We start from the raw sequence: 25249 nt of genomic DNA on the forward strand, positions 1-25249 counted from the left end.
CCGGCGGCTGCATGCCCGAACCGAGCAGCGCGCGGACGTGGCGGTGCAGCACGTCGCGGTCGATCGGCGGCAGGCCGCCGCGCGCGCTTTGCCACAGTTTCGCGGTCGCGAGCGGCAGCATCACCAGCGCGATGATCGAATGGAACAGGAACGCGGGTTCGAGCGCGGGGTTCAGCGTACCGGCCTGCTGCGCGCCGCGGATGCGTTCGGCGAAGCGCCCGACATGTTCGAGCGGAATGCGGCGGACCATCCGCTCGCGCAGCAGCCCGCCTTCATGGATGATCTCGCGCAGCCAGATCGACGGCAGCCACGGCATGCGGTGCGTGACGTCGAAGAAGCGGTCGACGAGTTCGGCGACGAGCGCGAACGGATCGTTTTCGATCTGCGGCTCGGTCGGCCGCCACACGAACGCGATGGCCTGCGCGAGCCGTTCCTCGACGATCGCGTCGAGCAACTGCTCGCGATTCGTGAAGTAGTAGTGAACCATCGCCGACGTGACGCCGGCGGCGGCGGCGATCTGTGCGACGGTCGTCGCGGCGATGCCGCGCTCGGCGAACAACTGCATCGCGACGTCGAGCATGTGGTCGCGCAGGTCGAAATCGTCGACCGACGGGCGGCGCCCGCGTGGCCTGGCGACGGTGGATTTCGCGTTCATGAAATCGACGCTAATTGATGAGTTAGTTAATTTCAAGGAGGGGTTTTCGCTGCCGTTGACCTGGATCAGGTGCGGCTCGAATCGCGGCGCGGACGGGCGTGGCGTCGCGACGGTCGCGCACCGCAACGCGGCGTTCGAATGAAGGAAGCGGCTACAGAAGAAGCAACGCGCGCGAACGCAGCGGTCGCGCGCTCAGGCCGCGCGCCGGTTGCCCTTGACGATCCACTCGCTGAACGTCGGGTCCGCCAGCTCGCGGTGCGGGGCGGCCGCCACCGGGGCCAACGAAGCTTCGTCGGAACGCCGAGGGGACTGTTCGATCGTTTCACGCGGGCTGTGCCCGAATTCGGCCTTGAAAGACCGGCTGAAGTGCTTGTCGCTGGCGAACCCGTAGCGCCACGCGAGATCCGCGATGCGGGTTCGCGGGCGGGTCGGATCCGCGAGCATGTTCCGGATCCGCACGAGCCGGGTGCGCTGCACGAGCTTCATCACGCCGCCGTCCGGCTGGAACAGCCGGTACAGCTTCGGGCGCGACACGCCGATCGCCTTGCAGATCGCGTCCGGACACAGACCGGGGTCGGTCAGGTGCTGCTCGATATAGCTTCGGGCGCGCTCCCGCAGCGCGGCGTCGATCTCCGTGCCGGCCTGCATCAGCGTGTCGGGGCAGGGCTGTACGCACGCATGCAGCAGGTTCGTCGTCGCCTGCGTCAGATAGGGCACCTGTGCGGCGGACAATCCCGCCAGGTTGCCGTGGAATGCGAGCAGGTAGTCGGTGAGGATGCCGCCCATCGCCGGCGCCATCGCACAGCCGTGCAGCTTCGCGGTATCCGGATGAAACAGGTCTCGCGGCAGGGTCACGATGACCGTATCGCCGGTCTTGACGATGCAGTCGAACGCGTGGGCCGTGTCGATCAGATACAGGCCGCCCGGGCGCGTATCGACCGTCCTTGTGCCGAATTGCCAGGTGATGCTGCCGCCGAGATGCAGCAGCAGGTAGTAGTGATCCAGCCCGTCGGCGCGGACCTGCCGCGCGGTGCGCGTCATCCCGTAGGCGACGGTGCGGTCGGGATTCAGCCAGGTGCGCCGGCCCATCGTGAACGGCCCGACGCGCGTCGCGTCGAACTGGCAGTCGAACGGCACCGAGCGGTCGTCGGGTGCGACGAACGACCAGCTACCGCTGGTGGCGGCCCATGCGTCGAACCGCTCGGCGGGCGGCGCAGCGAGGGTGGAAAAGCGATAGGTGTCCAGTACGGACGGGCTATCCATTGCTGGCCCTTCGGGTAGGGAAGACGCCGCTCGGTTCATTCCCGGAAACAGGAACACGCAAAACGCAAAACGCGGTGACGGTCGATCGGAATCGGGCGATGCCGGCACGTCGAACGGAAAGGCACCAAATAGAGACGCACAGACACCTGTTGTCGCGCGGGCCATCATATCATCGGCCCGCAACACGCTTGAACCACGACCAACCAACACGAAAAACAGTACCGAGGGCCGTGCGTGAAAACAGTCGTGAACCGGCCGCTGTTGGCAAGGCGGTATCCGGGGGCAGCCATGACGAAAAAACGATGGGCCGGGGTGTCGGCGACGGCGCTGGCCGTTCTGCTCCTGCCCGCGTGCGGGGGGCCGGACCGGCCGGCGCCGGATGCGACCGGCAGCCGCGCGAACGGAGCCGATGTCTCCCAAGCCGAATGCGATCCGGTGTATCGGGAAGGCGATACCGTCCGCCTGCATGTGTATGTTCGCGCGTCGGCGCACAGCCCGATTGCCGACGACGGCGTCGTGACGCGGACGTATTTGCCGGCCACCTTTCAAGGCGTGTCGCTGACGCGGGAAACCGAAGCCGCGGCCGATTCGATCGTGCAAACGCATCGCTACTATCGCGTCGATCATGGCGTGCGCACGTATTACGGCGAGGATCAGACCATCGCCGGCAAGTTGATGCTGCGTGACATCTATGCGCTGCCCTATGCCGAGGCGATCAGCCTCGAAGGAAACGAATCGGCGCTTTATCGCGATACGGTTACCGTTCCGGCCGACGGCCAGCAAACGGCTGTGTCGATGCGGCGTGCCTATGTCGGGCGCGACACCGTGCGCCTGCGGAACGGCAAGACGTTCGCCGGCGCGTGCCACTACCGCATCACGCAGGTCGCGGCCGATTCGGACGGCCGGGTGACGACCGTCGCCGACGAATGGCGGGCACCCGGCGTCGGCGTGGTCAAAACGGTGGCGGCCGTCGGCGGGATCGACACCATGACGCGGGAACTTGAATCGGCCACGGTCGGCGGCCGGATGTATTGAGACCGGCCCTCGCGCGCTGCGCCGACAGCCCGATTCACGGGCCGTTCGGTGTGCCGCCGCCCGCGACGTTCACTGATCGATCGGCGACGTCAGCGGCGCGTGTTCGCCGGTCAGCCCGAACACGACGAGCTGCGCGGGCTCGGTCGCGCTTGCGTTGCGCGACACCTGGTGGCGGGAGCCGGGCGCCTCGTACCAGCCTTCGCCGGCACGGTAGCGGTGCAGCGGGCCGCCATTCACCTGCGACAACACTTCGCCTTTCGTCACGACCGCGAACACCGAGCCGAGGTGCCGGTGGGCTTCGGAAGCCTGGCCCGGCGCATAGTCGACGGTTGCGACGACCGCGAGCTTGCCGGGCGCTTCGGGCACGGCCTGCTGCATGATCGTGTGCACGTTGTCGCCGGCGTCGTGCGCGCGGGCGACGGCCGGCAGCAGCGCGGCACCGGCCGCGAGCCATGCGCCGACGGCGGCGCGGCGGAGCGTAGCGTACGTCATCGTCGTCTCCTTACTCGGGCATCTTGCGGAACGCGATCGCAAAACGGTTCCACGAGTTGATCGTCGCGATCAGCATCGACAGGTCGAACAGCTCCTCGTCGGTGAAGTGCGGCTTCACGGCTTCCCAGACGGCGTCGGGCACGTGGTTGCTGGCGACCAGCGTCAGCGCCTCGGTCCATTCCAGCGCCGCGCGTTCGCGCTCGGTGAAGAACGGCGTCTCGCGCCACGTGACGACGGTGGCCAGGCGGCGGTCGGTTTCGCCACCCTTGCGCGCGTCGGTCGTGTGCATGTCGACGCAGAACGCGCAGCCGTTGATCTGCGACGCGCGCAGGCGGACGAGTTCGGCGAGCGGCTTCTCGATCGAGCATTTCCCGAGGAATTCCTCGGCGTTGCGCATCACCTTGATCGCATTCGGGCTGGCGGCATAGAAGTTCAGGCGCGGTTGCATGGCAGGTCCTTGTTCGGTGGGAGCGCACGGTGGCGCGACAGGACCCACTTTAAGACGCATGCTGGCCTGCTTGAATGGCCAATTTCCGGGAAATTCAGGTAACCAGTTCCGGGCTGCCGAGGTTGCCCGAACCCAGCACGCCGGCCAGCTTCGCGAGCGCCGTGTCGATGCGCAGCGCGTCGATCCCGCCATAGCCGAACAGCAGCCCCGCCCGGACCGGCACACCGACGTGAAACGCCGAGATGCCGTACAGGCCGATGTCCTGCGCGCGGGCCGCGCGGACCAGCGCCGCTTCGTCGGGCCCCGGTTTCAGGTAGGCGGCGAGGTGGATGCCGGCCGTCGGCACGATCGCGTCGAACCACGGCGCGAGTTCGCCGCGCAGATGCGCGATCAGCATCTTGCGGCGCGCATCGTAGTGCTTCTGCACGCGCTTCAGGTGCCGCGCGAAATCGCCTTCGAGCATGAAGCGCGCGAGCGCCGCCTGCGTCAGCGTGCAGGTATGCCAGTCGACGATCTGCTTCGCCTTGGCCAGCGCGCCGCGCAGTGCGCGCGGCGGAATCGCGTAGCCGATCCGCAGTTCGGGAAAGATCGTCTTCGAGAACGTGCCGACATACGCGACGAGGCCCGTGCGGTCGAGGCTCTTCAGCGATTCCACCGGCCGGCCCTCGAAGCGGAACTCGCCGTCGTAATCGTCCTCGATGATCACCGCGCGGCGGCGCTGCGCCCATTCGAGCAGCGCGACGCGCCGGTCCAGCGTCATCGGCATCCCGAGCGGGAACTGATGCGACGGCGTTACGTAGACGAGGCGCGCGTCGTCGGGCAGCCGTTCCGTTACCAGACCGTGCGCGTCGACCGGCACGCCGATCACCGTCGCGCCGAGCGACGCGAACGCGGCGCGCGCGGGCGGATAGCCGGGATCCTCGACCGCGACCACATCGCCGGGCCGCACGACGACACGGGCGATCAGGTCGAGCGCCTGTTGCGCGCCTTGCGTGACGAGCACGTCGTCCCAGCCGCACGCAACCGCGCGGCTGAACGCGACGTAGCGCGCGATCGCGCCGCGCAACTGCGGATCGCCGGCCGGGTCGTGGTAATGGGCGGGGCCGCGCATCTGCTGGCGCAGCGCGTGATGCAGGCAGCGCCGCCACGCGTCGAACGGGAACAGCGCCTTGTCGGTTACGCCGCCGCGGAAGTCGAAGCCGGGCGAATCCTGCGGCGTGGGCATCGCGAGCGCGTCGGGCAGGTCGTTCCACAGCGCGCGCGCATCGACCGCGTCGACGCGCGGCGTGTCCTCGACGAGCGACGGCGCCGACATGGCCGCGGCGTGCGGCACGCGCGCGAGGCCGTCGGCGACGAACGTGCCGTCGCCCGCGCGCGTATTCAGGTAGCCCTCGGCGACGAGACGCTCGAACGCGTCGAGCGTCGTCTTGCGCGAGACGCCGAGCTGTTTCGCGAGGTCGCGCGTCGACGGCAGCCGTGCGCCGCCGGCGAGCCGCCCGTCGACGATCGCGGTGCGCAGTTGCCGGAAGATTTGCCCCGTCAGGTCGTGACGACCTTCGATGCGGATGGCGATGTCCATCGCGGTGGTTACCTCGATTGCCGTGATTTCGTGTAGCCGAGCATACCGGAAGTCGATCGCCGCGGCGTGGTGCGGGCTGCGTGGCGGCTGGGCGGGACGCCTGTACCGGTCGCTCACCGGCAAAGAAGCGGTGGTGTCCGGCCGAATGACGGCGCGGCGCACCCTGGCGACCGGCATCCGCTGCCCGCGTCGCCGGATTGGACCTCGGCTGGCCGCTGCCTTACGATCCACGACAACCCCACACCGGAGCGAGCCCATGCTGTCCGAAGACGAACTTGCGCTGCTCGACGCGATCCGTGCCACCGGCAGCCTGTCGCGCGCGGCGGCGCGGCTCGGCAAGGCGCCGTCGACGGTGTCGCACGCGGCGCGCCAGCTCGAAACGCGCTTCGACGCGCTGCTGTTCGACCGGCGCGGCTACCGGCTGCAGCTCACGCCGGCCGGGCAGCTGCTGACCGACGAGGCGGCACGGCTGGCGCTGGACGTCGCGCGGCTGACGCAGCGCGTGCGGCAGGTCGCGAGCGGCTGGGAAGACCGGCTGTGGATCGTCAGCGACGAGGTGCTGGAGTTCGACACGCTGCTGCCGGTCGTCCGCGCGTTCGATGCGCTCGACTCGGGCGTGTCGTTGCGTTTCACGCACGAAGTGCTCGGCGGAACCTGGGAAGCGCTGCGCGACGGCCGCGCGGACCTGGTGGTCGGCGCGACCAACGAGCCGCCGGCGATCCCCGGCTTCAAGTGGTTCGAGCTGGGCGCGATGGAATGGGTGTTCGCGGTGTCGCCACGCCATCCGCTGGCCGCCGCGAGCGGTGCGCTGACGCGGGACGCGATCGGCGCACACCGCGCGGTCGTCGTCGCCGATTCGTCGCGGCGTGCGGCGGGCCGTGCGTATGGCCTGCTCGGCGGGCAAGCCGTGCTCGCGGTGCCGTCGATGCGCGCGAAGATCCTCGCGCAGCGCGACGGGCTCGGCGTCGGCTGGGTGCCGCGCCGGCGCGTGGCGTCGTTGCTCGCGCGCGGCGAACTCGTGGAAAAACCGACGGCCGATCCGCGCGAGCCGAACCTGCTGTATGTCGCGTGGCACGGCGACCGGGACGGCCGCGCGCTGCAATGGTGGCTCGAGCAATTGCGCGAACCGCGGCTCGCGCAGCGCCTGCTCGACGGCATCGACGTGGCGGGCTGACGCGGCGCGGAACGGCACGGGCCAATCGAACCGGCCCGCGCAAACACGTTCGACGATTTCGCACATGTTCGCCGCGCACGTCGTACGGCAAGGCCGGGCGCCGCGCGCATCCTGTGTTCACGGTCAACTCACCGGTTCACAGGAGAACATCATGCAACGCTTCGAAGGAAAGACGGTCCTCGTCACGGGCGGTAACAGCGGCATCGGCCTGGCGGCCGCCAAGGCATTCGCGGCAGAAGGCGCGCGGGTCATCATCACCGGGCGCGATGCGCAGACGCTCGAGGCCGCGCGGCAAACGCTCGGCGCAGGCGCGCTCGCGATCCGCAACGAGGCCGGCAGCGTCGCGTCGGCCCGCGCGCTGGCCGATGCGATCGCGTCGGCGGGGGCGCGGCTCGACGCCGTGTTCATCAACGCGGGCGTCGCGAAACTCGCGCCGTTCGCCGACAGCGACGAGGCCATGTGGGATCTCGTGTTCAACACCAACGTGAAGGGCGCGTATTTCCAGATCCAGTCGCTGGTGCCGCTGCTGAACCGCGGCGCATCGATCGTGATCAACGGCTCGATCAACGCGCACATCGGGATGCCCGGCTCGTCGGTGTACGCGGCCAGCAAGGCGGCCGTCAATTCGTTCGCGAAGACGCTGTCGGCGGAACTGCTGCCGAACGGCGTGCGCGTGAACGTCGTGAGTCCCGGGCCCGTGCAGACGCCGCTCTACGGCAAGCTCGGGCTCGATGCGGCCACGCTCGACGAAACGGCCGACAAGATCAAGGGCCTCGTGCCGGTCGGCCGGTTCGGTACGCCGGATGAAATCGCGTCGACGGTGCTGCACCTGAGCGCGCCGGAATCCGCGTTCATCGTCGGTGCGGAGATCATCGCGTCGGGCGGGATGGGCTTGCTCTGAGCGATGGGGCCCCGGCGGGGGCTGCAACCGATCGGCGTCATGCCGGGCGGACAGCCCCCGTCACATGCAGGGCCGATGGCCGTCCACACAGCGCATCTATCGCGCCACACAGGCGCCAGGCCTGTCGCCGCCGGCTTCGAGCTGCGTCACCGTGAGCCCGGAGAACGTCGCGCGGCCGTGTTCGGCAAACACGGCGACGCGATCCGCGTCGAGCGGCGGAAAAATCAGGTCGGTGAGCGCCACGCGGCCGCCGTTCGCGAACACTTCGACCGAGCCGCGATCGACGACGATCTCTAGCCGCAACTGCCCATGATCGAGCGGCAGATTCACGATGTGCTCGCGGCTGAACGTGTCGGCGAAACGGGTTTCGCCGGACATCGAACGATCGAGCGTCAGCGTGCGCTTCGCCGTGTCGTACACGATTCGGGTGCCGACCTCGCCATCCGCCGAGCGCCGGACGATCAGGCCCGCACGTGCCGCGTGCTGCGGCGCGATCGTGACCGTGATGCGCTGGACGACGCCGCGCGTCGCGGCCGACAGCGCGCGTGTCGTGGAGTCGACCATAAGGTCGCCTTCGTGCACGGCAGGCCTGCCGTCCGCCCATGCATCGAACGCGGCGGCCGGTGCGACGACGAGCGTCGGTTCGCCGTCGATCGTTTTCAGCGACAGTTCGCGCGGCAGGGCCGTCGCGCCGCGCCACGGCGTGGTCGGCACTTTCGCCGCGTAGTCCCAGTTGCTCATCCACGCGATCGCGACCGGCCGCGAGCCGGGGGCGCCCGAGAAGGTGCCGGCTGCGTAGAAGTCCGCGCCATGGTCGACCCAGCGGAATTGCGCGGGGTCGGAGCCGGCGGGTGCGACGCGATCCGGCGTAAACGTGCGGCCATCGAAGTTGCCGACGAAGTACATGGCGCCGGAGCCGCCGGCGATCGACCACGGGTTGACATTGACGATCATGACCCACCGGGTGTGTGCGGGGTCGCCGTCGAGCGGCAGCGGCACGAGGTCGGGCATTTCCCACAGCGTGCCGTCGTGCGGCACGCCCGGCCGCGTGAAGTCGCTCAGGAAATGCCAGTGGATCAGGTCGTCGGAACGATAGAGCTTCACGACGTGCGCGTCGGCGACGACCGTCGTCATCAGCCAGTAGCCGCCCGGCGCATACCACGACACTTTCGGATCGCGAAATTGCTTCGATTCCGGATCGAGCGTCAGCACCGGATTGTGTGCGTACGGCTGCCAGGTCGTGCCTCGATCGAGGCTGTACGCGAGCGACTGCGCCTGGGTGCCCGGCGCGTGGCCGGAGCCCGGCTTGTACACGCTCGTATAAAGCGCGACGAGCGGCGTCTGGCCCGGCTTGCCCAGGCCGGACGTATTGAGCGTGTCGGCGACGATCGAACCGGAGAAGATTTCCTCCGTCGCGTTCGCGCGCATCGCGACCGGCTGCTCGCGCCAGTGGACGAGATCGGTGCTCGTCGCATGGCCCCAGGACATGTTGCCCCATTCGTTGCCGAGCGGATTGTATTGATAGAACAGGTGATAGCGGCCGTTGTCGTAGACGAGCCCGTTCGGATCGTTCATCCAGTTGCGCTGCGGCGTGTAGTGAAGCGCGGGCCGCCATTGCGGCGTGTCGTTGCCGGCCGGTGCGTGGCAAGGCGCGGCGGCGACCTGGGTGCAGGCCACGCAGGCGAACAGCAACCGGGCGAGCCGGGCGGAAAAGCGGAAAGACGTCGATATCATGCGGGGGGCCGTGCTCCGCCATGCAAAGCGGGAAAGGAGGGCGCATGCCGCTTGCAGTGGTGGCGTGCGCAATGGATGAAAAAAAGAGGAGGCGCGCACGCGACACGCGCGATATGCGCCTCCCGAACCCCGGGCCTTTAACAGCGTTCGTTATTGTTGGTTATCCTGATTGCCCTGGCTGTTGCCGCCGTTGGAGCCGGCGCCGGTCGCGGGCAGGTTCGCCGGAATGTCGCCGTAGCCGCCGAGCCCGCCGCGTCCATAGGCGCGATCGACCGCCGTCGATGCTCCGTTGATGTTGACCTTCACCGTCGGCGCGAGCGTGCCGCCGCGGCGCGCGCCGATCGCATCGATGAACGACTCGACGAGCCCGCCCGGCATCACGTAGTGCGAATACGACTGGAATTCGCGCGGGTTCTGGTTCGGATCCTGCGAATACGGCGCGCCGGCCGGCGCGGAGAAGTCGGTCGGGTTGCCGAGCACGAGGCCGCTGCCGCCGTTCAGCGGCAGGAAGTCGCTGCGGATGCCGTTGCCGACGAAGCCGTACACGCCGTCCGGACCGTCGACGCCGGCCGCCATCGTCGTGCGGTGGCTGATCGTGAACAGGTAGTACTTGCCGTCCTTCAGGTAGATCTGCGGGCGCTCGGTCTGGTCGTCGACGCAGTTCGCCGACAGGAGCGGCGGCAGGAACTTCCACTCGGTCAATTGCGGGTTCGTCGCGATCGCCAGGCCGACATTGGCCTTTTGATACACTGCGCCCGAATTCATTACCGCGTTGAGATCTTCCTTGTACGGATCGTTCGGCGCGTAACCGAGATCGGCTTGGGTGCAGGTACGCGCGCCGCGCGGGCCGCCCGTGTTGCCCTCGAAGACCATGTAGGTCTTGCCCGGGTGCGCGGGATCGGTGAACACGAACGGATCGCGGAACGAGAAGTAGGTGTTCTGCTGGCCGGTCTGGTAGTAGTTGCCGTCCGGTTGCAGCAACGCCTTGTGATCGTCGAAGCCGCTGAACCACACGTGCTTGTCGTCGGCGTGGATGTGGCCGTCGGCACGCGTGATGATCGCCTGCGGCGGCGTGATGTCGGCGCCGCCGGGCGCCGAGCGGTTGAACGACGTCGCGGTGTAGTAGAGGCTGACGTTGTCGCCGTGCGTGAGGCGTGCCGAGCCCGACCATTCGGCGTTGTTGGTCATCGGCGCGGTGCCGAACACCTTGACGCTGGCGCCGTCCGGGAACAGGTGGCCGCCCCAGGTCCAGCCGCCGTTTGCGGGGCGCTGCGACGCGGGGATGCCCGCGCGTCGGTAGAAGAAGCCGATGCGCGCATGGACGTGACGGTCGTCGAACGTGTAGCCGGCGTGCGGATCGGCGGTGAGCGAGAAGATTACCTCCCAGCCCTTGTAGCTGAGCTGGTTCGCGCGCAGGTCGGCCAGCGGCCACGTGTCCCACACCCACACGTTCGAGTTGATCAGCGGGAAATCGTGCGGGATGTCCGGCATCGTCAGCGCTTGCGGCAGCGAGTTCCTGTCGGCGCCGGCGGTGTGCGACTGCGCGACGATCTGGCGGATGTCCGCCCGCGTCCAGCGCATCGTGAAGTTGCCTTCGGGATCGTAGGCCTGCTGCGTATGCGGCGTGGGCATGGGCGCGCCGGTGCCGCCGGACTGCGCATGCGCGACGGACGCGAAGGCGGCGAGTGCGCCACCAGCGAGGAGCAAACGTTGGGCCGCCGTCGGGCGGAAAAGGGAAAAGTATGTCATCTCGTCGTCGTTTCCAGGGAAAGTGAAAGTGAACGGCTGAGTGGGCATCGATGTCCAAACCGGTTTGGATGCTATTTCAAACCGGTTTGGACGTCAAAAGATAATTATTTGACGGTAATCGCTACCGAGCGGAAACAATTGCCGGCCATCGGCATGCCGCGCGGCGCATCGAATGCGAGGAACACGGTGACGGTGAAGGTGAATCTGAAGGCGCTATCGGACGCGCTCGGGCTGTCGCGGACGACGGTCAGCCGCGCGCTGAACGGTTACGACGACGTCAGCGAAGCGACACGCGAACGCGTGGCGCGGGCTGCCCGGGAAATGGGCTATGTGGCGGACCCGACCGCGCGCCGGCTCGCGACCGGGCGCGCCGACGTGATCGGGATCGTCTATCCGTTCGGTGCGGGCGATCTCGGCGATCCGCGCTTCGGCGAAGTCGTCGCGGGCATCACCGAGCGGCTCGCGGAACGCAATCTCGATTTCATCATCGCGTCGGCGCGACCGAACGCGGAACTGGACACCTATCGGCGCATCGTCGACGGCAAGCTCGTCGACGGCCTGATCGTCGCGCGCACGCTGGTCGACGATCCGCGCATCGCGTACCTGCAGGCGAGCGCGTTTCCGTACGTGGCCTACGGCCGGACGCAGGTGGCCGAGCCGTATGCGTGGTTCGATTTCGACAACGAGGCCGGCGCGCGGGACGCGGTGCGCCGCCTGACGGCGTTCGGGCATCGGCGCATTGCGATGATCAGCGCGCCGCTCGACCTGAATTTCGCCGCGCAGCGCCGGGCAGGCTATCTGTCGGCCCTGCACGAAGCCGGCATCGAGCCGGATCCGGCGCTGCTCGTCGAGTGCCCGTTTACGCACGACGGCGGGCTGCAGGCGGTGCGGGCGCTGCTCGCAGGTGCCGAGCGGCCGACGGCGCTGCTGGTCGACAACAATATCGCGGGCGGCGGCGCGTTTCGGGCGCTCATGGACAGCGGGCTGCGGCTGGGCGAGGACATGTCGCTGATCGTCTACGACGGCGTGCCGCCGGACATCGCGCATCCGCATCGCGTGACGGCGGTCGTGCAGCCGACCGGTCACGCATCGGGGCGCTCGCTCGCGGAACTGATGCTGCGGCTGCTGGGCGAGGGTGTTCGCGAGCAGCGGCTCGAAGCGCCGGCAATCGAGGCGGGCGACACGGACGGTCCGTTGCGCGGCCAGCTGGCGCGGTGAAGGCGAGGGGCGCGAGCGACCACGAACGCTCGCGGATCGCGCCCCGCCGAAAAGCCCACGACGGCGACAGGGGCGATTGCCCGTTTTCTAGACGACCGGTCTAATCAGAGGCTATCATCCGTCCTCGTGAATGCGGCGACGTCCGTGGCACATGCAACAAAGACGCGAAAATGCCATTTCGCGCTGCGATGCTGATGGTGCAGCGAGACGCCGTCGTTTTATTTTGAATTGTTCTAGACGACTGGTCTAATAGGCGCATGCCACATTCGGATACGCGGGTCGCACGTTGACGCGTCGCAGCTGACTAACCGACAGGCGTGCCGCGCCGGCCGGATTGTCCGGCTGGGCGGCCCCGTTCCCATCCATTTTCGAAGGAGTGTCCGATCATGAAGATTCTGGTTGTCCTGACCTCGCACGACACGCTCGGCGACACCGGCAAGAAGACCGGCTTCTGGCTCGAGGAACTGGCCGCGCCGTACTACGCGTTCAAGGATGCGGGCGTCGAGCTGACGCTCGCGTCGCCGAAGGGCGGCCAGCCGCCGCTCGACCCGAAAAGCAACGATCCGGCCGCCCAGACCGACGCGACGCGCCGCTTCGAAGCCGATGCGGCGGCCAAGGCCGAGCTGGCTTCGACACGCAAGCTGGCCGACGTGTCCGTGGACGACTACGACGCCGTGTTCTACCCGGGCGGCCACGGCCCGCTGTGGGATCTCGCCGAGGATCTGCATTCGATCGGCCTGATCGAGCGCGCACTGGCGGCCGGCAAGCCGGTCGCGGCCGTGTGCCACGCGCCGGGCGTGCTGCGTCACGTGAAGAACCCGCAGACCGGCGAATCGGTCGTGCGCGGCAAGCGCGCGACGGGCTTCACCAACAGCGAGGAAGCGGCGGTCGAACTGACGGAAGTCGTGCCGTTCCTCGTCGAGGACATGCTGAAGACCAACGGCGCGCAATTCGAGCGCAGCGCCGACTGGGCGCCGCATGTCGTCACCGACGGGCTGCTGATCACGGGGCAGAACCCCGCCTCGTCGGAGCCGGCCGCCGAAGCGCTGCTCGCGCAGCTCGGCCACCGTTGACCCGCTAAGCCGATGGCGCCGGCCAGGCCGGCGCCGTCCCGTATCCGTCGCCGGGCGCTAACCGGCCCGTCGACGGCCCGAATCGTTCCGTCGTGCGACCTGCACGACGCGTTTCCAGTTGTTTTGCAGAACCAAGCAAAGGAGTCGTGGATGTCTGCCCTGTTCGAACCGTTCAAACTCAAGGATGTCACGCTGCGCAACCGCATCGCGGTGCCGCCGATGTGCCAGTACGTCGCCGAGGACGGCGTCGTCAACGATTGGCATCACGTGCATCTGGCCGGCATCGCGCGCGGCGGCGCGGGCCTCGTGATCGCCGAGGCGACGGCCGTGTCGCCGGAAGGGCGCATCACGCCGGGCTGCGCGGGGCTGTGGAACGATGCGCAGGCCGAAGCGTTCGCGCCGTCGGTCGCGGCGATCAAGGCGGCCGGCGCGGTGCCCGGGATCCAGATCGCGCACGCGGGCCGCAAGGCGAGCGCGAACCGCCCGTGGGAGGGCGACGACCATATCGCCGACGGCGATCCGCGCGGCTGGCAGACCATCGCACCGTCGGCCGTGCCGTTCGGTGCGCACCTGCCGAAGACGCCGCGCGCCATGACGCGCGACGACATCGCACGCGTGCAGGCCGACTTCGTTGCGTCGGCGAAGCGCGCGCGCGACCTGGGTTTCGAATGGCTCGAACTGCACTTCGCGCACGGCTATCTCGGCCAGAGCTTCTTCTCGGTGCATGCGAACCAGCGTGACGACGAATACGGCGGTTCGGCCGAGAACCGCGGCCGCTTCCTCGTCGAAACGCTGGCGGCCGTCCGCAAGGTGTGGCCCGAGCATCTGCCGCTGACCGCGCGCTTCGGCGTGATCGAATACGATGGCCGCGACGAAGAGACGCTCGCCGAGTCGATCGCGCTCACGCAGCGGTTGAAGCAGGAAGGGCTCGACATGCTGAGCGTGTCGGTCGGTTTCTCGACGCCGGACGCGCAGATTCCGTGGGGCCCGGCGTTCCTCGCGCCGATCGCCGAACGCGTGCGCCGCGAGGCCGGGCTGCCGGTGTCGTCCGCGTGGGGGATCGACACGCCGCAACTGGCGAACCGCGTGGTGGCGGAACAGCAGCTCGATCTCGTGATGGTCGGCCGCGCGCATCTGGCCGACCCGCACTGGCCGTACTACGCGGCCAAGCAGCTCGGTGTCGAGCGTCCGTCGTGGACGCTGCCCGCGCCGTACGCGCACTGGCTCGAGCGTTACCGGACCGCCGACAAGGTGGCCTGAACGGGCGTGTCGCCGGGGCGGCGCGCGCATCAGATGCGCCGCCGATCCGGCGCCGATGGATAGAATGGCGGTTCGCGCCGGCTGGTTGCCGGCGCGAACCGCCATTTTTTTCATTTCGACAGAGGTGCCATGGGCGCACATGTCCCGTCGTCTCACGATCCCGCCGCGCGGCCGCGCGCGCAGCAGATCTCCCGCGCCGTGCTGTATGCGGCGCTGCTGGTCATCGCGCTGTGGGTGATCCGCGATTTCATTCCCGCCATCGCCTGGGCCTGCGTGATCGCCATCGCGATGTGGCCGATGCTGAAGCGCTTCGAATCGCACCGGCTGTTCCGCAACCGCCCGACGCTCATCGCGCTCGTCATCACGGCGGCGATCTCGTTGCTGGTCGTGCTGCCGGTGGCCGTCGCGGCGACCCAGGCGATCGGGCAGGCGCATGACCTGCGCGAGTGGCTGCGCACGATCCAGGACAACGGCATCCCGGTGCCGGACGTGGTCGGCCGGCTGCCATACGGCGCGGCGCAGATCACCGAGTGGTGGCAGGCCAATCTCGGCCATCCGCTGCATGCGGCCAGCGCGATGCACGGCGTCAACAGCGAGAAATTCATCGCGTTCGGCCGGCAGTTCGGTACGAAGCTCGCGCACGGGCTGCTCGAATTCGGCTTCATGCTCGTCACGCTGTTCGTGATCCTGCGCGCCGGCCACAAGCTGTCGGGTGCGTTGCTGCAGGGCGCGCGGCGCGCGTTCGGGCGCAGCGGCGCGGAGCTGATCGAGCGGATGGTCGCGGCCGTGTTCGGCACGGTGACGGGGCTCGTCGTCGTCGGGCTCGGCGAAGGCGCGCTGCTCGGCATCGCGTATGCGCTGGCCGGCGTCCCGCATGCGGCGCTGCTCGGCCTCGTCACGGCGATCGCCGCGATGCTGCCGTTCTGCGCGCCGGTCGTGTTCTGCGGCGCGGCGCTGTGGCTGTTCGTCCAGGGGGCGACCATGTGGGCCATCGTGGTGGCCGTGCTCGGGTTCGTCGTCGTGTTCATCGCCGAGCACTTCGTGCGGCCGGTGCTGATCGGCAGCTCCGCGCGGCTGCCGTTCCTGCTCGTGCTGTTCGGCATCCTCGGCGGCGCCGAGACGTTCGGCCTGATCGGGCTGTTCGTCGGTCCCGCGCTGATGACGGTGCTGACGATGCTGTGGGCCGAATGGATTGCATGACGATGCGCGCCGGGGCGGCCGCATGACGCGGCGGTACGGAAGCGCGATCAAGCGCGCACCGGCCGCCGCGACGGGCGACGATCCGGCTGGTGCCGAAGCCTGTATTGCAGCGATCCGGATAAAGTTCTCTACATTTCTTTTCGATCCGGACCCAAAGGTCTAGTAGCATGGCGCTTTCGATCACGCCGGCATGGCGCAGCAGATTTCACCAAGCATGCGATTGATTACGATGTCCCGTCCCGCAGCGACGCTGTCCCTGGCCGCCAGCTGCCTGATGTTGCACGGTTGCGCGTGGTTCGACTCGTGGCTGCCATTCTCGTATTCGCGCACGCCGCTCGCGCGGGCCGCGTCGCGGCATGGCGCGACGCGCGCCGATGTCGTCCGCGCCGGCGGCAATCCGCGCAGCGTCTGGATGGTTCGCAACGGCAGCGGCGTCTGCTACAACTACTTCATCGAGCACGGCAACGATCACCGCGAGTATTTCGTCGTGTTCGACCGGGCCGGCGTCGTCACGCAACACGGCTTCGATTCCTGCATGAACGCCGACCGCAAGGGCACGCTCGCGCCGGGCAAGGCCGCTTCGCGCTAGCGCGGCGGCCGTGCCCGCCCGGCGTCACGCGATCGTGTCGACCACGCCGCCGTCCACCCGCAACGCGGCGCCCGTCGTCGCCGAGGCGAACGGCGAGCACACGTAGACGACCAGGTTCGCGACTTCCTGGGGCGTCGCGGGCCGCTGGATGATCGAGCTCGAGCGGTGGTTGCGCACGAATTCCACGGCCACGTCTTCGACGCTGCGGCCGGTTTCGTCGGCCGTTTCCTTCAGCAGTGCCCGCACGCCGTCCGACATCGTCGGCCCCGGCAGCACCGAGTTGACGGTCACGTCGGTGCCGGCCGCGAGCTTCGCGAGGCCGCGCGCGATCGACAGCTGCGCGGTTTTCGTGAAGCCGTAATGAATCATGTCGACCGGGATGTTCAGGCCCGATTCCGACGAAATGAACACGATCCGGCCGGCATTGCGTTCGATCATCCCCTTCAGGTAATGCCGCGCGAGGCGCACGCCGGACATCACGTTGGTCTGGAAATAGTGATCCCACTCGGCGTCGTCGATATCGAAGAACGCCTTCAGGCCGTAGATGCCCGCGTTGTTGACGAGGATGTCGGCCGCGGGCGTGTGCTGCGTGATGCGCGCGGCGCCGGCGGCATCGGACAGGTCGGCGGCGATGCCGTCGAAGCCCGCATCGGGGACGGCCGCGCGCAGGTGCGCGAGCGCGGACTGCACCGACGCGTCGCTGCGGCCGTTGACGACGACGCGCGCGCCGGCACGCGCCAGCCCTTCGGCAATCGCGAGCCCGATGCCGGCGGTGGAAGCGGTGACGACAGCGGTCTTGCCTTTCAGATCGATCTGCATGAGCGTGGCGGGGGAAGAGTGAACGGGAGCCGCCGCGCGTGCCGCGGCGGACGGAATTCAAAGCTTAGGCAAATTCCGGTCAATAGGCCACGTCGCGAGCGCATCGGCGGCGGTCACGCGGAAATTCCGGGGGGCGAAGTGAAGCGCTGCCGTGTATTGCGGACGCGCGAGATCGCGGTCGGCTCGGCTCAACCGAGCGCGAGCGCGCGTGGTTCACGCGCGGGGTACCCGATCGATGACGTATTCGCCGGCTGCGATAGCAGCCTGTCGATATCCGGCCCGCCAGGATCGGCGCAACAGCCGATCCTGGCGGATGTCGTGCATGCCGCCAGCATCTCTCGCGACCGTTGCTCGCCGAACGGGCGAACCTTCAACGACGGAATGCGAACATCAGGTGCACGTGACGAACCAGTCCCACCAGTAGTATCCGAACAGTTCCTGGGTACTTCTTTCCAGCGTATAGAGCCCGAAGCAGGCGCCAAGCGTTTCTATCCCGCTTTCTCTTGCCTTGGCGCCGATGCTGACGAACGTTTGCGGTTTCGTCAGCGGCGGCAGGCCGTCGCGCGTTTCGGGGTTCAGCTGTACGGCATTCACATCAAGGAAGTCCTGCGAAAACTGGTTGAAGACTTGCTGGCCGAACAGGTGCGAAACCTGATAAATCAGCACCGCGTCTTCCGCGTTTTCATAGAGGGAGACGGCCCTGACTGAAACCGTGTCGCCCGGATACAGCGTCAGAACGGGGGCTGCCGGGCCAGTTCCGATCGACGCGCCCCGCGCGCCGGTGTAAAGCAGGCGCACGGCGCGATGATCGATGGCGATCGGTAACTCGGGCTGCTTGCTCGGATGCGGGTACCTCTGCTTGATGTATTCCGTGTCGATTACGGCGAGGACGTCGATTTGCTGCGCTGGCGTGTCGAGCGTGAGGCTTCCAAGATCGGCTGTCATACGGGTGCTCCATTCTGGTTTTATCGCGGAAAAGGGGGCGGCGCACGGTAGGGCGCCGCGCAAAACCTGCCGGCTTGAATCGCTCCCGTATGGCTTCGGAGCGAGTTGTCGGGGCGCTTGCCTCAAGCAGCGGAGGCTTGCCAGACCCAGAAGAAGTAGCCGAACAAGGTTTTCTTGTTTTGGCTCCGCGTATAAAGCGCAAAAGACGTTGCGAGGCGCTCGGATCCGGAGGATCTTGCGACGGATTCGAATGCCTGGAAGACCTGCGATTGCGCCGAGGTCGCGATGATGTCGGGCGTTTCGGCAGCACTCGCCGCGCCAGCCTGTTCGATGGTCACCGCGGCAAACGGACCGAACACCTGAGCGCCCGAGTATTGCTGGACGTGGTAAATCTGCGCGGCGTCTCCCGAATTGTCGGACAGAGACGTCCCCATCAGGGATACCTTGTCGCCAACATTCAATGTCAGGCTCAGATTTCCGGTTCCTTCCGAACTGCTCACGCCGGGCGTGTGGCCGTTGAGCATGAACAATGCATTGCTGGCGATGGGAGTCGGGCTCTGCGCGCTCAGGCTCGGACTGGGGTAGCTTTTCTTTATGTAATTCGTGTCGATAACTGCAAGAATTTGAATGGATTGAGCGGATTTTTCCAGATTGATGCTATTTGGATCGACTTTCATTGGAGTGCCTCCGTGGTGGGTCAATTGCCCGTTCGGTGCGCGTGGCGCATCGGCGATGCGCTTCGTCAGTATTATCCATTTATATCCGCTTTAATACCTGTCAGGTTTGATGGGGGATTTATTTTAATGGGGATTGATTTTGTGGTCGGGAGTGGGCGATGTTGTCGTGTAATCGACTGTAATTGATTTTTATGGATTTTTCCGGGCGATATTTCAGGTTGCTGCATGTGATGAAAAATGCTCATCGCCGCGTAATCGGTTGTAATTGATTTTGGTGGTCAAAGGGAATGATATTGATCCTGACGCGCTAATGACGTGTCGTCGGATTCAAATTCATAACGCTTAGTGAATGGAGATTAACCATGGCTACCGAAGTTACTCTTGCATCGAGCGCACAGGACATCAACATCATCGCGGTGATCGATACGGAATGGGTCAAGAGGACGTATCCGAACCCGAGCCAGGATCAGACCAAGCCGACCGGCATCGCCCACAATGGCCAGTTCCTGATTTGCACCGGCGCGCGTGGCATCAAGGGGCAGGGTACGGCCGACCTGGAATTCATCGCATACCCGGGTGATCGCGTCCAGTTTACCGGCGTGTCGATCTACGACAACTCCGACGATGCCGTGATCATCTACAACATCCCGCGCTATTCAGGCGATGAGGTATTCAATCCGTTCGTCTGCAACACGGTCGTCCGCAATGGCGCGGTGGAACCCAACCCGGATTCGGGGTCCCGCAATGGCCTGCCGCCGCTGAAGAAACAACTCACGTTCGCGACTTTCGACTCGTCGGTCCGGAAAAGCGGCACGGAATATTTCGGCGTTTGCTTCGCTCTTTACAAGCTCGTCGGCGGGCAAAACCAGGAACTGGTCGGCTACTACTGGTGGGATCCGAAGATCGTCGTTCCGGCCTGACCCGCTCCTGTCGGCTTCAGCTCCCGAGCAGGCGCAAACGCGTGCAAGCAGGGGCAGGACGCGCGCCGTTTCAGCGTAAGCGGGACATCCTCCGCCGCTCGTGTCGGAAGTCGGCGGGGCAGGATCGTGCCCACGATCATTGTCGTGGGCACGACCATTCAGCCAGGCGCCGCGCTGCGCCGGGCGAGCGCGGTTGCACGGCGCCGCACAGTCTTGTACGGTGAGCGTTCGTCGTCCGAACCGGGAGCCCGCCGCGTGAGCCGTACCACCAATCGATCCGTCGTACCGTCGCCGTTCTGGCGTGATGCCGCGTTGCCGTTCATCGAGGCGCGCACCGTCGACGACGGGCGTGCGATCTGCTACGCGAAGCACACGCACGACACGTTTTCGGTGGGCGCGATCGTCGGCGGCACGAGCACCTACCTGAACGGCGCGACGAACGAGCACGTCGGGCGCGGCGTGCTGGTGATCATCGATCCGGAACAGGTGCATGCGTGCAATCCGTACGGCCCCGACGCGTGGGCATACCGGATGGTCTATGTCGACGTGCCGTGGCTCGCGCGGCTGCAGCATTCGCTCGGCCGAGATCCGAACAGCGATTTTCACGGCTTTTCGCCGAAGTTGACGGAGCGGCACGACCTGTTCGCGCAATTTGGCGGTTTCTACCGCACGCTCGTCGCGCCCGGCATCGATCCGCTCGGCAAGGAGAGCGCGGCGGTCGAGTTCTTCACGGCGCTGCACGGCGCGCTTGATCGCGAGCTGCCCGACCCGCGCGCCGGGGACGACAACGCGAGGCTCGCGCGCGCGGCCGACTACATCGCCGCGCATTGCCGTGAGGGCGTCACGCTCGATGCGATCTGCGCGGCGGCCGATTTGTCGCCGTCGTACCTGATCCGTGCGTTCAACGCGCGCTACGGGATGACGCCGCACGCGTTCCTGACCGATCGCCGCGTGCAGTACGGCCGCACCGAGCTGCGCCGCGGCAGGCCGATCGCCGACGTCGCGCTCGACGCGGGCTTTGCCGACCAGGCGCATTTCCAGCGCGCGTTCCGGCGGATCGCGGCCGCGACGCCCGGGCAATACCGCAGCGCGACGAACTGAACGGCGGCCCACGCCGGCCGCCGCCCGTTCCCGACGCGGCTTGCGTCAGATGTCGAGCAGATAGAGCGCGCTGCCGGCCAGCAGCAGCGCCATCAGCCGGTTGAACACGCGCATGCGCCGCGCGTTCGCGAGCCGGTGCTGCAGCGACGCGCCCGCATACCCCCAGCACGCGATCGACGCGAAGCAGATCACGAGATACAGCGCGGCGAACTGCCAGACCAGCGCGCGGTCGCCGTCGGCCGCATACGCGCCCATCGCGGCCACGCACGCGAGCCATGCCTTCGGATTCAGCCACTGCAGCGCCGCGCCGGACGCGGCCGACGGGCCGGCCACGTCCGGGTCGGCCGACAGCCGGCCGTCATCGAGCGCGAGTCGCAGCGCCATATACAGCAGGAACGCGATGCCCGACCACTGCGTGGCGGTCGTCAGCACGGGCCAGCGCGCGAGCGCTTCGTGCAGCCCGAGGCCGATCAGCAGGAACAGCGCGACGAAGCCGAGCGTCGCGCCGGCCGCATAACGCAGGCTCGCGCCGAGGCCGTGGCGCGCGCCCGCACTGAGCGCGACGATGTTGACGGGGCCAGGGGTGATCGACGAGGCGAGCGCGAACGCGGCCATCGAAACCAGCATGCTCATTGGAAGTCTCCATGCGAAAGATCGAAAGTCGCATCGAGACTACGGGAGCCGCACCGGCCCGTATTGAAGAAAACTCCCCTCGGCGGCGCGCGGCCGCCGTCAGTGCAGGGCGCGCGGCGCGTGCGCCGGCCGGGTGTCGTGCAGGTCGGCCGGGCGCAGCGGGCCGCCGGCACAGGGTTGCGTCGAGACCGAGAACCCGAACGTGTTGATGCCGCCCGAACATGCGACGAATACGCTGCCACCGTGCATCTCGGCGACGGCCTTCACGATCGACAGCCCGAGCCCGTGGTTTTCCTTGCTGTTCGCACGGGCTTCCTCGAGCCGGTAGAAGCGCTCGAACACGTGCGAGCGCCGGACGGGATCGATCGGCTCGCCGGGGTTCGCGACGGACATCTCGACGAGCGTGTCGCGCCGCACGATCGTCACGCTGACCGTCGCGCCCGGCGCCGAATGCTGGATCGCGTTGATCAGCAGGTTCGTCATCGCGCGGCGGAACAGCGACGGATCGACGGCCGCGCGCGCATCGCCGTGCAGCTCGGCGCGCAACTGCGCTTCGTCGAGCGGGATTTCGAGGAAGTCGAGCATGCGCCGCACCTCGTCGGCGAGCGACACGTCCTTCAGGTCGGTCGCGCGTTCGCCGCGGTCGCTGCGCGACAGGAACAGCATGTCGTTGATGATCACGCGCAGCCGCTCGAATTCCTCGAGGTTCGACTGCAGCGTCTGCTGCATCCGCTCGGCCGTGCGGTCGCGGCTGGTCAGCGCGACCTGGGTCTGGCCGATCAGGATGCTGATCGGCGTGCGCAGCTCGTGCGCAACGTCTGCGTTGAACGCTTCGAGCCGCGCGTAGGTTTGCTGGATACGGTCGAGCGCACCGTTGAACGAGGTGGCGAGGTCGCGCAGCTCGGCCGGCAGCGCGTCGGTCTGCAGGCGCTGGCGGCGGTTCGCGAGGCTGATGGCGGATGCGTCCTGCGACAGCCGGTCGAGCGGCGCGAGCCCGAAGCGGGCGACCGCGCGGCTCAGCAGCAGCGCAATGATCGTCGCGATCGTGATCAGCCCGGCGAGCGTCCAGCCGAAGCGGCGCAGCATCCGCTGCGTGCGCTCGCACGAACTGGCGACGATCAGCTTCAGCGTCGGCCGCTCGCCGGCACCGGCCACCGTGACGGTCTTCGTCATCACGTCGTAGGTGCTGTGATTCAGTGCGTATTGCTGGAATGCGCCGAACGGCGCGCCGACGGGCACGCCGTCGACGGGCGTGCCGAAGCGGAAGTCCGGATTCGGGCTGTCGACCTGGTAGCGCGTCGAGCCGTCGGGCGGTTCGAGGTCGGCGAGCTTTTCCTGCATGAGACGCCCGCGCTGGGGCGTGAGCGCATGCGACACGATCATCTCGGCGACCTTGGTGCGCGTGTCGAGTGTCGCGCGCAGCTCGGCGAACAGCTGGCGCTCCATCATCACGAACAGCCCGCAGCCCACCAGCGTGAAGACGAGCAGCGACACGATGCCGAACATCGCGGACAGCCGCCGGACGATCGAGCGTTTCATGCGGGCCTCTCGCCGTCGCCGTCCTCGCGCGCTTCGAGCACGTAGCCCATGCCGCGGATCGTGTGCAGCAGCTTGTCCGTGAACGGGCCGTCGAGTTTCGCGCGCAGGCGCTTGATGGCCGTCTCGACGACGTTTGCGTTGCTGTCGAAGTTCACGTCCCACACGAGTTCGGCGATGGTCGTCTTCGACAGCACCTCGCCGCTGCGCCGCGCGAGCACGCCGAGCAACTGGAATTCCTGCGCGGTCAGGTCGAGGCGCGTGCCGTCGCGCGTGGCGCGGCGGCCGATCAGGTCGACCCGCAGGTCGCCGATCGAGATCAGCGTCGATTCCTGCACGCGCGCGCGGCGCGTCAGCGCGCGCAGCCGTTCGATCAGTTCGAGAAACGAGAACGGCTTGGTCAGGTAGTCGTCGGCGCCGCCGCGCAGCCCGCGCACGCGGTCGTCGACGCGGTCGCGCGCGGTCAGCATGATGACGGGCGTCTGCTTCTGCGCACGCAATGCACGCAGCACGCCGAAGCCGTCGAGCTTCGGCAGCATCACGTCGAGCACGACCACGTCGTAGTCGAATTCGACGGCTTTCCATGCGCCGTCTTCGCCGTCGAGTGCGGTGTCGACGACCCAGCCTTCTTCGGTCAGGCCGCTCTTCAGGTATTCGACGACTTTCGGTTCGTCTTCGACGATCAGGACTTTCATGTTCGAATCCGTTGTCCGGGTAATCCGGTTAAGGGCTCGGGTGTGCCGGCGCCGGCGCCGGGGCGGTCGTGGCGACCTCGGTCGGTGCCGGGCCACCCGCAGCGTGGCCATCCCAGCCGCCGCCCAGCGCCTTCGCGAGAAACACGACGAGCGCCGCGCGCTGGCCCTGGATCTGCACGGCCTGCCGCTCGCTCGTCAGCAACTGCTGTTCGGCCGTCAGCACGTCGATGAACGGCGTCAGGCCGCCCGCGTAGCGATCCTGCGCGAGCGACACGAGCTTGCGCGCGTCGTCGACGGCGGCGGACGCCTGCTGCGCCGCCTCGGCGAGCACCGACAATCCCGTGACCGCATTCTGCACCTCCTGGAACGCGGTGAGCACGGTCTGCCGGTAGCTGGCCTGCGCGGCGACATAGCCGGCCTGCGCGAAATCGACGCCGGCCTTCAGCTTGCCGCCTTCGAACAGCGGCTGGCTGAGCGACCCGCCGACCGACCACAGCAACGCCGGTACGGTAAACAGCCCTGCGAAGCGCGTCGCGTCCCAGCCGATATCGGGCGACAGCATGATGCGCGGGAAATACGCGGCGCGCGCGACGCCGATCTGCGCATTCGCGGCGGCCATCGCGCGTTCGGCCGACGCGACGTCGGGGCGCCGCTGCAGCACGTCGCTCGGCAGACCGGTCGGCAGCGCCGGCGCGTTGATCGGTACGACGCGCGGCGCGATCGAGAACGCGGGGGCCGGCGTGCCGACCAGCGTCGCGATCGCGGTTTCGACCTGCACGCGCTGCTGGAGCAGCAGCTGCGCCTGGGTGCGCGTCGCGTCGAGCTGCGCGCGCTGTTGCAGCAGGTCGAGGCCCGATACCGCGCCGAGGTCGTGGCGCGCGCTCACGTAGTCGAGCGCCTTCTGTTGCAGGTCGATCGAGCGCTTGACGACGTCGATCTCGGTATCGAATTCGCGCAACGCGAAATAGCTCGACGCGAGATCGGCGGTCAGCACCAGGCGCGCGTTCGCGAAATCGTCGCGGGCCTGCTCGGTGGTCGCCTGCGCCGATTCGACGCTGCGCCGCACGCGGCCGAACAGGTCGAGCTCATAGCTGACGCTCGCGCCGACCTGGATGTCGTTCTGCACGGTCGACGTGCTTTGCGTCGCGTAGTTGGTTTGCGGCCGGTCGGACGAGATCTTGAAGCGCTGGCCGCTCGCGTTCAGGCCGACGGCCGGATACTGCGCCGACGCGACCGACGCGAGCGTCGCCTTCGCCTGGTCGTAGCGCGCGGCGACGGCCTTCAGGTTCTGGTTGTTGCGCAGCGCGTCGGCTTCCAGCGCATCGAGCTGCGGATCGCCGAACGCGGTCCACCATGCCGGGTCGAGCGGTGCGCGGGCCGGCGCGGCCGGATGCCAGTACGCATCGGCTGGGTCGAGCCGCCACGCGGCGGGCGTGGCGACGTCGGGCCGCTTGTAATCGGGGCCGACCGTACAGCCGGCGAGCGCGGCCGCGAGCGCAACGGCCGTGGCGACCGACGTGGCAGCGGCGGCGGGCCGCCGGCAGATGCGCATC

At 67.7% G+C, this 25249-nt stretch carries 24 protein-coding genes; 10 read left to right on the forward strand and 14 right to left on the reverse strand.

Features of this window, described 5'->3' with window-relative positions; translation table 11 throughout:
* On the reverse strand, window positions 1-655 hold a 655-nt coding region (locus G3N61_RS23625), incomplete at its 3' end, for a TetR/AcrR family transcriptional regulator (RefSeq protein WP_205823732.1).
* Window positions 656-847: 192 nt separating this feature from the next.
* Window positions 848-1918: an AraC family transcriptional regulator gene (locus G3N61_RS23630; protein WP_205823720.1), complete on the reverse strand. Its 1071-nt coding sequence runs from the start codon at window positions 1916-1918 to the stop codon at window positions 848-850.
* 234 nt (window positions 1919-2152) lie between these two features.
* Here G3N61_RS23630 and G3N61_RS23635 point away from each other — a divergent pair, with 234 nt between their 5' ends.
* Entirely contained in the window at window positions 2153-2953 is an 801-nt protein-coding gene (locus G3N61_RS23635) for a hypothetical protein (protein WP_346778584.1), read from the forward strand.
* Between the two features lie 69 nt (window positions 2954-3022).
* Here G3N61_RS23635 and G3N61_RS23640 read toward each other — a convergent pair whose 3' ends face one another.
* From G3N61_RS23640 to G3N61_RS23650, 3 genes are all read right to left on the reverse strand, one after another.
* Entirely contained in the window at window positions 3023-3445 is a 423-nt protein-coding gene (locus G3N61_RS23640; protein WP_089453068.1) for a cupin domain-containing protein, read from the reverse strand.
* A 10-nt stretch (window positions 3446-3455) separates the two neighbouring features.
* Window positions 3456-3893 (reverse strand): carboxymuconolactone decarboxylase family protein, encoded by a 438-nt coding sequence (locus tag G3N61_RS23645; protein ID WP_043183563.1) that lies wholly within the window; start codon window positions 3891-3893, stop codon window positions 3456-3458.
* Window positions 3894-3987: 94 nt separating this feature from the next.
* Window positions 3988-5472, reverse strand: a complete 1485-nt coding sequence (locus G3N61_RS23650) for a PLP-dependent aminotransferase family protein (protein WP_205823721.1) — start codon at window positions 5470-5472, stop codon at window positions 3988-3990.
* Window positions 5473-5728: 256 nt separating this feature from the next.
* Between G3N61_RS23650 and G3N61_RS23655 the strand changes: the two genes are divergently transcribed.
* On the forward strand, window positions 5729-6646 hold the full coding sequence (locus G3N61_RS23655) for a LysR family transcriptional regulator (RefSeq protein WP_043183565.1): 918 nt from the start codon (window positions 5729-5731) through the stop codon (window positions 6644-6646).
* Window positions 6647-6797: 151 nt separating this feature from the next.
* Window positions 6798-7547: an SDR family oxidoreductase gene (locus G3N61_RS23660; RefSeq protein WP_043183566.1), complete on the forward strand. Its 750-nt coding sequence runs from the start codon at window positions 6798-6800 to the stop codon at window positions 7545-7547.
* Window positions 7548-7643: 96 nt separating this feature from the next.
* Here the strand turns inward: G3N61_RS23660 and G3N61_RS23665 are convergent, their stop codons facing one another.
* Both G3N61_RS23665 and G3N61_RS23670 read right to left on the reverse strand, forming a co-directional pair.
* Complete coding sequence (locus tag G3N61_RS23665; RefSeq protein ID WP_205823722.1) at window positions 7644-9281, reverse strand: glycoside hydrolase family 32 protein; 1638 nt, start codon at window positions 9279-9281, stop codon at window positions 7644-7646.
* Between the two features lie 150 nt (window positions 9282-9431).
* Window positions 9432-11030 (reverse strand): glycoside hydrolase family 68 protein, encoded by a 1599-nt coding sequence (locus G3N61_RS23670; RefSeq protein WP_205823723.1) that lies wholly within the window; start codon window positions 11028-11030, stop codon window positions 9432-9434.
* Between the two features lie 153 nt (window positions 11031-11183).
* Between G3N61_RS23670 and G3N61_RS23675 the strand changes: the two genes are divergently transcribed.
* The 5 genes from G3N61_RS23675 to G3N61_RS23695 all read left to right on the forward strand — a co-directional run bounded on the left by G3N61_RS23675 (window position 11184) and on the right by G3N61_RS23695 (window position 16370).
* Window positions 11184-12248 carry a substrate-binding domain-containing protein gene (locus tag G3N61_RS23675; protein ID WP_205823734.1) on the forward strand — a complete coding sequence of 355 codons (1065 nt, stop codon included), beginning with the start codon at window positions 11184-11186 and terminating at the stop codon, window positions 12246-12248.
* Between the two features lie 386 nt (window positions 12249-12634).
* Window positions 12635-13321 carry a type 1 glutamine amidotransferase domain-containing protein gene (locus tag G3N61_RS23680; RefSeq protein WP_043183571.1) on the forward strand — a complete coding sequence of 229 codons (687 nt, stop codon included), beginning with the start codon at window positions 12635-12637 and terminating at the stop codon, window positions 13319-13321.
* A 150-nt stretch (window positions 13322-13471) separates the two neighbouring features.
* The gene (locus G3N61_RS23685) at window positions 13472-14581 is read left to right on the forward strand and encodes an NADH:flavin oxidoreductase/NADH oxidase (RefSeq protein WP_043183573.1); all 1110 of its coding nucleotides are present in this window, start codon (window positions 13472-13474) and stop codon (window positions 14579-14581) included.
* Window positions 14582-14710: 129 nt separating this feature from the next.
* Window positions 14711-15781 (forward strand): AI-2E family transporter, encoded by a 1071-nt coding sequence (locus tag G3N61_RS23690; RefSeq protein ID WP_043183575.1) that lies wholly within the window; start codon window positions 14711-14713, stop codon window positions 15779-15781.
* A 214-nt stretch (window positions 15782-15995) separates the two neighbouring features.
* Entirely contained in the window at window positions 15996-16370 is a 375-nt protein-coding gene (locus G3N61_RS23695) for a hypothetical protein (RefSeq protein ID WP_043183930.1), read from the forward strand.
* 24 nt (window positions 16371-16394) lie between these two features.
* On the opposite strand, the gene G3N61_RS23700 is transcribed toward G3N61_RS23695, so the two are convergent.
* The 3 genes from G3N61_RS23700 to G3N61_RS23710 form a co-directional block, all read right to left on the reverse strand.
* On the reverse strand, window positions 16395-17189 hold the full coding sequence (locus tag G3N61_RS23700; RefSeq protein ID WP_043183576.1) for an SDR family NAD(P)-dependent oxidoreductase: 795 nt from the start codon (window positions 17187-17189) through the stop codon (window positions 16395-16397).
* A gap of 390 nt (window positions 17190-17579) precedes the next feature.
* Window positions 17580-18134 (reverse strand): inclusion body family protein, encoded by a 555-nt coding sequence (locus G3N61_RS23705; protein ID WP_205823724.1) that lies wholly within the window; start codon window positions 18132-18134, stop codon window positions 17580-17582.
* Between the two features lie 122 nt (window positions 18135-18256).
* The gene (locus G3N61_RS23710) at window positions 18257-18811 is read right to left on the reverse strand and encodes an AidA/PixA family protein (RefSeq protein ID WP_205823725.1); all 555 of its coding nucleotides are present in this window, start codon (window positions 18809-18811) and stop codon (window positions 18257-18259) included.
* A 362-nt stretch (window positions 18812-19173) separates the two neighbouring features.
* Here G3N61_RS23710 and G3N61_RS23715 point away from each other — a divergent pair, with 362 nt between their 5' ends.
* Both G3N61_RS23715 and G3N61_RS23720 read left to right on the forward strand, forming a co-directional pair.
* Window positions 19174-19731: an inclusion body family protein gene (locus tag G3N61_RS23715; RefSeq protein WP_043183580.1), complete on the forward strand. Its 558-nt coding sequence runs from the start codon at window positions 19174-19176 to the stop codon at window positions 19729-19731.
* 255 nt (window positions 19732-19986) lie between these two features.
* Window positions 19987-20832 carry an AraC family transcriptional regulator gene (locus G3N61_RS23720; RefSeq protein WP_089453058.1) on the forward strand — a complete coding sequence of 282 codons (846 nt, stop codon included), beginning with the start codon at window positions 19987-19989 and terminating at the stop codon, window positions 20830-20832.
* A 45-nt stretch (window positions 20833-20877) separates the two neighbouring features.
* Here the strand turns inward: G3N61_RS23720 and G3N61_RS23725 are convergent, their stop codons facing one another.
* The 4 genes from G3N61_RS23725 to G3N61_RS23740 all read right to left on the reverse strand — a co-directional run bounded on the left by G3N61_RS23725 (window position 20878) and on the right by G3N61_RS23740 (window position 25248).
* Complete coding sequence (locus G3N61_RS23725; RefSeq protein ID WP_043183583.1) at window positions 20878-21465, reverse strand: LysE family translocator; 588 nt, start codon at window positions 21463-21465, stop codon at window positions 20878-20880.
* Between the two features lie 99 nt (window positions 21466-21564).
* Window positions 21565-23004, reverse strand: a complete 1440-nt coding sequence (locus tag G3N61_RS23730; protein WP_205823726.1) for a heavy metal sensor histidine kinase — start codon at window positions 23002-23004, stop codon at window positions 21565-21567.
* Complete coding sequence (locus tag G3N61_RS23735; RefSeq protein ID WP_089453057.1) at window positions 23001-23696, reverse strand: heavy metal response regulator transcription factor; 696 nt, start codon at window positions 23694-23696, stop codon at window positions 23001-23003. The genes G3N61_RS23730 and G3N61_RS23735 overlap by 4 nt, the downstream gene beginning before the upstream one ends.
* 28 nt (window positions 23697-23724) lie before the next feature.
* Entirely contained in the window at window positions 23725-25248 is a 1524-nt protein-coding gene (locus G3N61_RS23740; RefSeq protein ID WP_089453101.1) for an efflux transporter outer membrane subunit, read from the reverse strand.
* Between the last annotated feature and the right edge of the window lies 1 nt (window position 25249).

The sequence above is a fragment of the Burkholderia sp. Ac-20349 genome (assembly GCF_017104865.1).
Lineage (GTDB): Bacteria > Pseudomonadota > Gammaproteobacteria > Burkholderiales > Burkholderiaceae > Burkholderia > Burkholderia aenigmatica.